The organism is Acinetobacter sp. AM, assembly GCF_003105055.1.
GTDB classification, from domain to species: Bacteria; Pseudomonadota; Gammaproteobacteria; order Pseudomonadales; family Moraxellaceae; genus Acinetobacter; species Acinetobacter tibetensis.
The window spans coordinates 37,658-47,779 of record NZ_QETG01000028.1 but is presented as its reverse complement, the minus strand read 5'-3'; the positions used below and the strand labels follow the sequence as shown (position 1 = coordinate 47,779).

The following is a 10,122-nucleotide window of genomic DNA, read 5'->3' as shown; positions in this document are numbered from 1 at the left end:
CAATATATTTCATGCATAAATTATGCATGAAATATCAAAAAATGTCGGTGCAGAATTACAGCAAATGATTGTTCGGTTTATGAGTTATGCAAGTTGTCTAATATAAACAAAATAATAAGACTTATTTAGTGCTTTTTCACTTTATTCGCTCGAAAGCTTTGACATTTCTCCTGTATTCAAGTCTTTAAAATGCATCTTCAGATGAATAGTTTTAGGTTTTTATTCGCTCGAGTACTTCAATAAGATTATTTCGTATAAAACCAGAAATAAGTCTGAGAAAAGCATTGTTCTATACGTGAAAATTGTGAATACTCATGCCCGAAAATTCATGCTGTAAGATTATCTTTTGGGGTTAGGCAACGACTGTGAATACGTATCCATTTTCATTTTCTCATTTACAAAAAGCATTACTGGCGGTTGGTTCATTTTCATATCTAGGACTGAGTTCAGGAATGGCTTATGCAGCAGATGAAAATGAAACCGCACAACTTGCGACAATCACCGTGACGGCAGAACACGCGCAGGCTGCGTATTACCAACCTCAGGTGAATTTGACGGGGTTTACACAGCAAACACAGGCAGAAATTCCGGCTTCACTGACGACCATCACCGCGCAACTTATTGCAGATCAACATGCTAAAACACTGACTGATGTGGTGAAAAATGATGCAGCAGTCGGGGATGGCTACGCCCCGATTGGTTACTACTCAAATTTTATGATGCGTGGCTTTATGCTCAATGCGGGATCAAGCTATTTACTGAATGGTAATCTACTTCGTGGCCAACAAAATGTAGCCCTTGAAAATAAAGCACAAGTTGAGATTTTAAAGGGCATTAGCGCTATTCAAAGTGGTATGTCAACGCCTGGTGGTGTAATCAACTATGTCACGAAACGTCCTGAAAATGTCCGTTCTTTAACGATTGAAGGGGACAGTCATGGCGGTAATCGTGTCGCAACAGATCTAGGTGGCTTATTTGGCGAGAAGCAGCAGTTTGGCTATCGAATTAATCTTGCAAAAGAAGAAATCCACCCTTATGTGGATCATGCTGATGGTCAGCGTGTATTCGGTTCTTTGGCTTTGGACTGGAAAGTGTCAGATCGTTCAAAATTGGAATTCGATCTTGAGTCACAACGTCAGCGCCAACGTTCAGTACCGGGCTATCAGTTACTTGATGGCACAACTGTACCGACTGGGGTGGAATGGGATCGGTTACTTGGTTATCAAAGCTGGGGCAAACCTGTTACCAGTGAAAGTTTAAATGCTGGCTTAAAATATACTTACCAGTTCAATGACAATTGGACAGGGAATTTGGCCGCTTCACAAAGTCGTGTAGTGGTCGATGATTACTCGGCATTTCCATATGGCTGCTATAGTACTGTGTGTCAGTATACGGGGTTAGGTAATACCTTTGATCAAAATGGTAATTACGATATTTATGATTTTCGTAGTCCAAATGACAGTTACCTCACCAATCAGTTTAAAACGGGTCTAAACGGAAAGTTCCAGACAGGTACATGGCAACATAAGCTAAGTTTAGAATTATCACAGACCTATAAGCGTCATGCTCAGTATGATGCAGTCAATGTGCAAGTTGGTTCAGGAAATATTTATACTGATAGTGAAACCTATAGCCCTTCAAATGTTGCTTTGGGTAATCACTATAAATCGCTTGATAGTCAGCAGACAGCCTTAAACGTACTAGATCAGATTAAGTTGAATACAGCATGGTCTGTTCTACTGGGCGGTAAGTTGTTACATTTAGATGAAAATGCTTATGCCGCAGATGGAAGTAACATTCGAGAAACCAATTTAAATCGCTTCTTGCCACAATTCGCAGTCATGTATCAACCGTGGGAGCAAACGCATGTGTATGCCTCTTATGCCAAAGGCTTAAGTGACGGTGGACAGGCACCGTGGATGGCGTTTGGTAATCCTGATAAAGGCATCGAAGGCAATGCTTATGAAACTTTAGCGCCTGTGCATTCAACTCAATATGAACTGGGAATTAAGCAGCAGTGGCAGGCATTTTTATTCACCGCAGCCTTGTTCGATCTCAAACAGGACAATCAATATACGAACTTAGACAATGTGTATGTCACGGATGGTGAACAGCATAATCTGGGTCTGGAACTGGGTGTACAAGGGCGTTTAAGTCAGAACCTTGATATTTCATCGACCATGGCTTTTATTCATTCACGACTTAAAGGTATTGATGCGGCTGAATATACTGGGCATCAAACACAAAATGTGCCGAAATTACGTTTTGCGAGCCATATTTCATATGCAGTGCCACAAGTAGATGGGCTGAGAATGTTGGCAGGTATGCAATATAGTAGTGACAAATATGCCAACAAAGCAGGTACGGTCAAAGTTCCAAGTTTTACTGTGTTCGATATTGGTTCAGCTTATAACTTCCGCGCTTATGGTTATGACAATACGCTGCGTTTAAATATTGATAACGTGTTTAACAAGAAATATTGGCGTGATGCAGGGAGTTTCTTTGGGGATGATTACTTATTCTTAGGCGTACCACGTTCAGCTCAATTTTCATGGACAGTGAATTTCTAATTTTACATTTTAGATGTTGAAGAAGTTACTTGAGGGACATTTGTCAGATGATGAATGTCCCTTATTTATTTTAAAGTTGAAGCACACTTTTATAAACCTATTTACTTTTTTCAGTTCTATAAATTTCGAACAGCCATATTGAAACTTTGAAGTGAAGCTAGGCTCTTGATATTGGATTTCAGTAATAAAAGAATATTTTTAAAGTTAGCTTCATCAAATTCTGCTGACATGGAGTTGTTAGAGGACTTATAAATAACTTGACTATATCTGTATATACCTTTTGAGGGGTACAGGGTAAACTGCGAAGAATTAAGTTAATCTGTATCGAGTAATTACATGGCAATAAAAAAAGAGCCTAAACAAGACCTAAATTTGACCATTGATGCAGATAGTCCAATCCCGATTTACATGCGTGTTAAGCAATTAATTACCACTAAAATTAATCAAGGATTATGGTCGACCAATCAAAAAATTCCGTCTGAAAGTGAATTGGTCAACCAGTTGGGTTGTAGTCGCATGACCATTAATCGTGCACTACGGGAGCTAACGGCAGAAGGGGTATTGGTTCGAGTTCAAGGGGTTGGTTCTTTTGTCGCAGAGGGGCAAGGACAAACTTCGTTGTTTCAAATCAATAATATTGCTGATGAAATTCAAGCGCGAAAGCATGAGCATCGTGCCGAAGTCATTGTTCTGGAAAGTCTTCAGGCAAATGCATTACAAAGCCTGCAAATGGAGGTACAAGAAGGTCAGCTACTTTATCATTCGATTATTATTCATTATGAAAATGATATTCCTGTGCAAATTGAAGATAGATTGGTCAATTCATATTTGGTGCCGAATTATTTAAAACAAGATTTTTCTCAAATAACTCCGAATGCTTACTTAATGCAAAATTCACCAGTGACTGAGGGAGAGCATATTGTAAAAGCAGTTTTGGCATCTGCCCAAGAGTGTAAATGGCTCAAAATCAATAAGGCAGAACCTTGTTTATTTATTCAACGTAGAACATGGTCAAATAAAAACCTCATTTCTAGTGCGCGTTTGATTTATCCAGGCAATCGATATCATTTGGAAGGTAAGTTTAATCCGTAAAGCAACGGATGGATGAAAATACGTATTTAAAGTTGCTTATATCTCAGTACGCAGCTTTATCTAAACAAGATAAAAATTCCAACTTTCAGGAGTGACTCATTCAATTTTGAGTGCTCATCTAGCATAGCCTGCAACTTTTTTACTCTAGTTCGTTAATCATGCAAGATGATTAAACAGCGTAAAGCTATACAAGTTTTAAACTTTATGATTGAAATTTTAAGCATATTTTGGAAATGCATAAGTCATCTTATGCATTTTTTTTGTATTTAAATTAATGGGTTGATGGAAAATTAAAAAAATTATTGTATAAAAGAAAAAATCTATAGTATATATATGTATATACAAGTATGAACATGTGATTTTCCATAAGAAATTTCTTGTGGATATTAATTTTTTGAAAAGGAAAGGAGTCCGCCTGTGACAACAACAACGACAACAAAATTTCGTGATGTAGAAATTCGCGCACCTCGTGGTACAAAGCTCAATGCAAAAAGTTGGTTAACTGAAGCGCCATTACGTATGTTGATGAATAACCTTGATCCGGACGTTGCAGAAAACCCGAAAGAGTTGGTTGTATACGGTGGTATTGGCCGTGCAGCACGAAACTGGGAATGTTTCGACAAAATTGTAGATACTTTAAAAAATCTTGAAACTGATGAAACTTTATTAGTTCAATCAGGCAAACCAGTAGGTGTGTTTAAAACTCATAAAGATGCACCACGCGTTTTAATTGCAAACTCAAACCTTGTGCCGCACTGGGCAAACTGGGAACACTTTAACGAGCTAGATGCAAAAGCACTCGCAATGTACGGTCAAATGACAGCAGGTTCATGGATCTACATTGGTAGCCAAGGCATTGTACAAGGTACTTACGAAACTTTCGTTGAAGCAGGTCGCCAACATTACAATGGTGATTTAAACGGTCGTTGGGTTCTTACTGCTGGTTTAGGCGGTATGGGTGGTGCTCAGCCTTTAGCTGCAACACTTGCAGGTGCTTGTTCTTTAAATATCGAATGCCAACAAGCAAGTATCGATTTCCGTTTACGTACGCGTTATGTAGATGAACAAGCAACTGATTTAGATGATGCTTTAGCTCGTATTGACCGTTACACGAAAGAAGGCAAGGTTATTTCAATTGCACTTCATGGTAACGCTGCTGAAATTTTACCTGAGCTTGTGCGCCGTGGTGTACGTCCAGACATGGTAACCGACCAAACAAGTGCACACGATCCACTGAATGGCTATTTACCAGTAGGCTGGACTTGGGATGAATACCGTGAACGTGCGAAAACAGAACCAGAAGCTGTTGTAAAAGCTGCAAAACAGTCGATGGCGAAGCATGTACAAGCGATGCTAGATTTCCAAAAAATGGGTGTTCCAACATTTGACTATGGTAATAACATCCGTCAAATGGCGAAAGATGAAGGCGTAGCAAACGCTTTTGATTTCCCTGGCTTCGTACCTGCATATATCCGTCCATTGTTCTGTCGTGGTATTGGTCCATTCCGTTGGGCAGCGCTTTCTGGTGACCCAGAAGACATTTATAAAACAGATGCCAAAGTGAAAGAGTTAATTCCGGATGATGAACATTTACATCATTGGTTAGACATGGCACGTGAACGCATTAGCTTCCAAGGCTTACCAGCGCGTATTTGCTGGGTGGGTTTAGGCTTACGTGCAAAACTTGGCTTAGCTTTTAACGAAATGGTTCGTAGTGGTGAATTATCAGCACCAGTTGTGATTGGACGTGACCACTTAGACTCAGGCTCAGTTGCGAGTCCAAACCGTGAAACTGAAGCAATGCAAGATGGATCAGACGCAGTATCAGACTGGCCTTTATTAAATGCATTGTTAAATACAGCAGGCGGCGCAACTTGGGTGTCTCTACACCATGGTGGTGGTGTAGGTATGGGCTTCTCTCAACATTCAGGCGTTGTGATTGTGTGTGATGGTACAGATGACGCTGCTGCACGTATTGCTCGCGTACTGACCAATGACCCTGCAACAGGTGTTATGCGTCATGCCGATGCAGGTTATGAAATTGCGATTAACTGTGCGAAAGAGCAAGGCTTAAACTTGCCAATGATCACTCAATAAAAACACATGGAAAAACTAGCGGTGCTTTTTGCAATTGTGAAAAGCACCGTCTCAGCAGAATATAGTGCCAAAAATTAGGAAGCCAACATGGAATTATTGATCCAACCGGGAAAATTAACCTTAGCTGATTTACGTCAAGCTTACCTCAACCCGATTAAAGTTAAATTAGATGACAGTGCTTCAGCTGCAATCAACGCAAGCGTGGCTTGTGTAGAACAGATTGTAAATGAAGGACGTACAGCTTACGGCATTAACACAGGTTTTGGTTTACTTGCTTCAACCAAGATTGCTCCTGAAGATTTAGAACAATTACAGCGTTCATTGGTTCTTTCACATGCAGCAGGTGTAGGTGAGCCACTTGATGATGCAATGGTTCGTTTAATTATTCTATTGAAAGCAAATAGCTTGGCACGTGGTTTCTCAGGTATTCGCCGTAAAGTCATTGATGCGTTGTTGGCTTTAATTAATGCCGAAGTTTATCCGCACATTCCTCTTAAAGGCTCAGTAGGTGCTTCGGGTGACTTGGCACCACTTGCGCATATGTCATTGATTTTGTTGGGTGAAAGTAAGGCGCGTTATAAAGGTGAATGGATACCAGCAGTTGAAGCTTTAAAAATTGCAGGCTTAGAGCCAATTTCTTTAGCAGCTAAAGAAGGCTTGGCACTTCTAAACGGTACACAAGTTTCGACCGCTTATGCTTTACGTGGTTTGTTTGAAGCTGAAGATTTATTTGCTGCTGCAACTGTATGCGGTGGTTTAAGTGTTGAAGCAATGCTTGGTTCACGTTCACCGTTCGATGCACGTATTCATGAAGTACGTGGTCAACGTGGTCAAATTGATGTGGCTGCGGCTTATCGTGACCTCTTAACAGAATCAAGTGAAATTGCGCATTCACACGAAGACTGTAGCAAAGTTCAAGACCCGTATTCATTGCGTTGTCAGCCACAGGTGATGGGTGCATGTCTAACTCAAATCCGTCAGGCTGCTGAAGTTTTAGCAATTGAAGCAAACGCAGTGTCTGATAACCCACTTGTTTTTGCAGCAGAAGGTGATGTGATTTCTGGTGGTAACTTCCATGCAGAACCTGTAGCAATGGCGGCAGATAATCTGGCATTGGCAATTGCAGAAATTGGTTCACTTTCAGAACGTCGTATTTCCATGATGATGGACCGCCACATGTCACAGCTTCCACCGTTCTTGGTCGCAAATGGTGGCGTTAACTCAGGTTTCATGATTGCTCAAGTTACAGCAGCAGCGCTTGCGAGTGATAACAAAGCGCTTGCACATCCGGCGAGTGTTGATAGTTTACCGACTTCAGCGAATCAGGAAGACCATGTTTCAATGGCACCTAACGCAGGTAAACGACTTTGGCCAATGGCCGATAACGTTCGCGGCATTCTAGCTGTTGAATGGTTAGGCGCTTGTCAGGGTTTAGACTTCCGTGAAGGGTTAAAAAGCTCGCCTAAACTTGAACAAGCCCGTAAAATCTTGCGCGCTCAAGTGCCGTACTACAGTGAAGACCGTTTCTTTGCTCCTGATATTGAACAGGCAAGTGAATTACTTTCGAGTGGTTGTCTAAACGAGTTAATTATTCCAAACCTACTCCCTAGTTTATCTGAAGTGTGATTAATAAAACGGTCACATGGAGTGGCCGAATCTAACTAAATATCCTCAAGGATTGGAGATTATAATGTCACAAAACTCCACACTACAGCGGGGGTTGAACACCCGTCACATTCGTTTCTTGGCATTGGGCTCAGCAATTGGAACTGGGCTTTTCTATGGTTCGGCAACTGCCATTAAAATGGCTGGGCCTTCAGTATTACTAGCGTATATCGTTGCAGGGATTGCAATTTATATTGTTATGCGCGCACTGGGTGAAATGGCTGTCCATAACCCTGTATCTGGTTCATTTAGCCACTATGCATCACAGTACATTAGTCCACTGGCAGGTTTCACCACAGGTTGGACTTATGTTTTTGAAATGGTGATTGTTGCACTTGCCGATGTCACTGCTTTTGGTATTTATATGGGATTCTGGTATCCCGATGTACCACGGTGGATCTGGATTTTATCGTTAATTATGTTTTTAGGCGCTATTAACTTAATTCACGTTAAAGTTTTTGGTGAACTCGAATTCTGGTTATCCATTATCAAAGTTACTGCCATTGTTGCCATGATTCTAGGTGGTTTAGGGCTTATGTTCTATGGCTTCCAGGCTGATCATAGCAATTTCGTACCGGGTATTTCAAACCTATGGATTTATGACGGTTTTATGCCGCATGGTATTGCAGGTTTGGTGGCATGTTTATCTGTAGTTGTATTTGCCTTTGGTGGTATTGAGATTATTGGCATTACAGCGGGTGAGTCTCAAGATCCGAAAACGACTTTGCCAAAAGCAATTAATGCTGTTCCGGTTCGTATTTTACTTTTTTATGTGCTCACGATTTTTGTTCTGATGTCGATTTTCCCATGGAACCAAATTGGTAGCCAAGGTAGTCCATTTGTCCAGATTTTTGAAAATTTAGGCATTAAATCAGCAGCAAATATTTTAAATATTGTCGTGATTACAGCGGCTGTTTCAGCAATTAACAGTGATGTATTTGGCGCAGGCCGTATGCTTTATGGCATGGCAAACCGTGGTCAAGCACCTCGAGTTTTCCAAAAATTGTCACGTAATGGTGTGCCATGGATGACTGTTGTGGTGATGGCTGGTGTGCTATTGACGGGTGTGGTACTGAACTACCTTATTCCTGAAAATGTATTCATGATCATTGCATCAATTGCGACTTTTGCAACCGTCTGGGTTTGGCTCATGATTTTGCTTTCGCAAGTGGCAATGCGCCGTAAATTATCTATGGCTGAAATTAAAGCACTTGATTTCCCTGTATGGGGTTGGCCATATGCACCTGCGTTCGCAATTGGTTTTATGGTGTTCATTTTAGTCATGATGGGTTATTTCCCTGATTCGCGTCCTGCAATTTATGTAGGTATAACATGGCTTGTACTCTTAACTATTGCTTATCGCATATGGGTAAAACCAGACCAGAACTTGGGCAAGAAAAGTAATCCTATCCATCAAAATGTTGAGATAGAAAGCTAACAAATGAACTGCCCAATGGTTTAACTGTTAGGCAGTTTTGAGGAAAGGCTAATGAAAAAACTTTGGCAAAATTGCCACATTGCGACCATGCAAAATGGGCAATACTCCTACATTGAAGATGCTGCAATTGTCACAGAAGGGCATCTCATTCAGTGGATTGGAAAACAACAACAACTTCCTACCGACACATATTCCGAAACAGTTGATTTAAAAGGCGCTTGGGTTACCCCAGGGTTCATCGACTGTCATACGCATAGTGTATTTGGTGGCAACCGTAGTGTTGAGTTTGAAAAACGCTTGCAAGGTGTGAGCTATGCTGAAATTGCAGCAAGCGGTGGTGGCATTGCAAGTACAGTGCGTGCAACCCGAGAAGCCAGCGAAGAACAATTATTAAATTCAGCACTTAAACGTATTCGCTGTATGCAACAAGACGGTGTAACAACCATCGAGATCAAATCTGGCTATGGGCTCAATTACGAAAATGAGCGCAAAATGCTGCGTGTGATTCGTCAAATTGGTGAAGCTTTACCGATGACGGTAAAAAGCACCTGTTTAGCTGCACATGCTTTACCGTCAGAGTACAAAGACCAAAGCGATGCTTATATCGAGCATATCTGTACAGAAATGTTGCCTAAACTGCATGCTGAAGGTTTAGTCGATGCAGTTGATGCATTCTGTGAGCATTTAGCATTTTCACCTGCTCAGGTTGAACGTGTTTTTAAAACAGCACAGTCTTTAAATTTACCCGTTAAGCTTCACGCGGAACAGCTTTCATCGCTAGGTGGTTCAAGCTTGGCAGCACGTTATCATGCTTTGTCAGCCGACCATTTAGAGTACATGACCGAAGACGATGTCAAAGCAATGGCAGAGTCGGGTACGGTTGCTGTTCTGTTGCCGGGTGCTTTTTATTTGCTGCGTGAAACACAATATCCACCAGTTGAAAGTCTAATTAAACATGGTGTGCGTATTGCGCTATCGAGTGATTTAAACCCGGGTACATCTCCAGCACTTTCTTTACGTTTAATGCTCAATATGGGAAGCACGCTTTTCCGCTTAACTCCAGAGCAAGCATTGGCTGGTGTCACCATTCATGCTGCACAAGCACTCGGTTTAGAGCAAACGCACGGCAGTCTGGAGCAGGGTAAAGTCGCTGACTTTGTGGCTTGGGATATTGAGCATCCATCTGAAATTGTTTACTGGCTTGGTGGAGATTTACCTAAGCGAGTAATTCAGCATGGACAAGAAGTTATTTTTTAAACG

General features: G+C 41.3%; 6 protein-coding genes. All 6 read left to right on the top strand.

The genetic code is table 11. The annotated features are described in order from the left end of the window. Window positions 1–365: 365 nt before the first annotated feature. A complete protein-coding gene (locus DCO44_RS13915; RefSeq protein WP_116762894.1) occupies window positions 366–2,570 on the top strand; it encodes a TonB-dependent siderophore receptor in 2,205 nt (734 codons plus the stop codon). Between the two features lie 336 nt (window positions 2,571–2,906). Next, window positions 2,907–3,662, top strand: a complete 756-nt coding sequence (gene hutC / locus DCO44_RS13910) for a histidine utilization repressor (RefSeq protein WP_116762892.1) — start codon at window positions 2,907–2,909, stop codon at window positions 3,660–3,662. A gap of 417 nt (window positions 3,663–4,079) precedes the next feature. Beyond that, window positions 4,080–5,759 carry a urocanate hydratase gene (gene hutU, locus DCO44_RS13905; RefSeq protein WP_116762890.1) on the top strand — a complete coding sequence of 560 codons (1,680 nt, stop codon included), beginning with the start codon at window positions 4,080–4,082 and terminating at the stop codon, window positions 5,757–5,759. 87 nt (window positions 5,760–5,846) lie between these two features. Continuing rightward, the gene (gene hutH, locus DCO44_RS13900; protein WP_003654215.1) at window positions 5,847–7,385 is read left to right on the top strand and encodes a histidine ammonia-lyase; all 1,539 of its coding nucleotides are present in this window, start codon (window positions 5,847–5,849) and stop codon (window positions 7,383–7,385) included. 64 nt (window positions 7,386–7,449) lie between these two features. Then, window positions 7,450–8,862, top strand: a complete 1,413-nt coding sequence (locus DCO44_RS13895; protein ID WP_116762888.1) for an amino acid permease — start codon at window positions 7,450–7,452, stop codon at window positions 8,860–8,862. Window positions 8,863–8,913: 51 nt separating this feature from the next. After that, on the top strand, window positions 8,914–10,119 hold the full coding sequence (gene hutI / locus DCO44_RS13890; protein WP_116762886.1) for an imidazolonepropionase: 1,206 nt from the start codon (window positions 8,914–8,916) through the stop codon (window positions 10,117–10,119). Window positions 10,120–10,122: the final 3 nt, after the last annotated feature.

What these genes read in the sequence shown, in the direction of transcription:
- DCO44_RS13895 (WP_116762888.1), top strand. Translation starts at nt 7,450, where the DNA reads ATGTCACAAAACTCCACACTACAGCGGGGGTTGAACACCCGTCACATT.
- hutI (WP_116762886.1), top strand. Translation starts at nt 8,914, where the DNA reads ATGAAAAAACTTTGGCAAAATTGCCACATTGCGACCATGCAAAATGGG.
- hutH (WP_003654215.1), top strand. Translation starts at nt 5,847, where the DNA reads ATGGAATTATTGATCCAACCGGGAAAATTAACCTTAGCTGATTTACGT.
- hutC (WP_116762892.1), top strand. Translation starts at nt 2,907, where the DNA reads ATGGCAATAAAAAAAGAGCCTAAACAAGACCTAAATTTGACCATTGAT.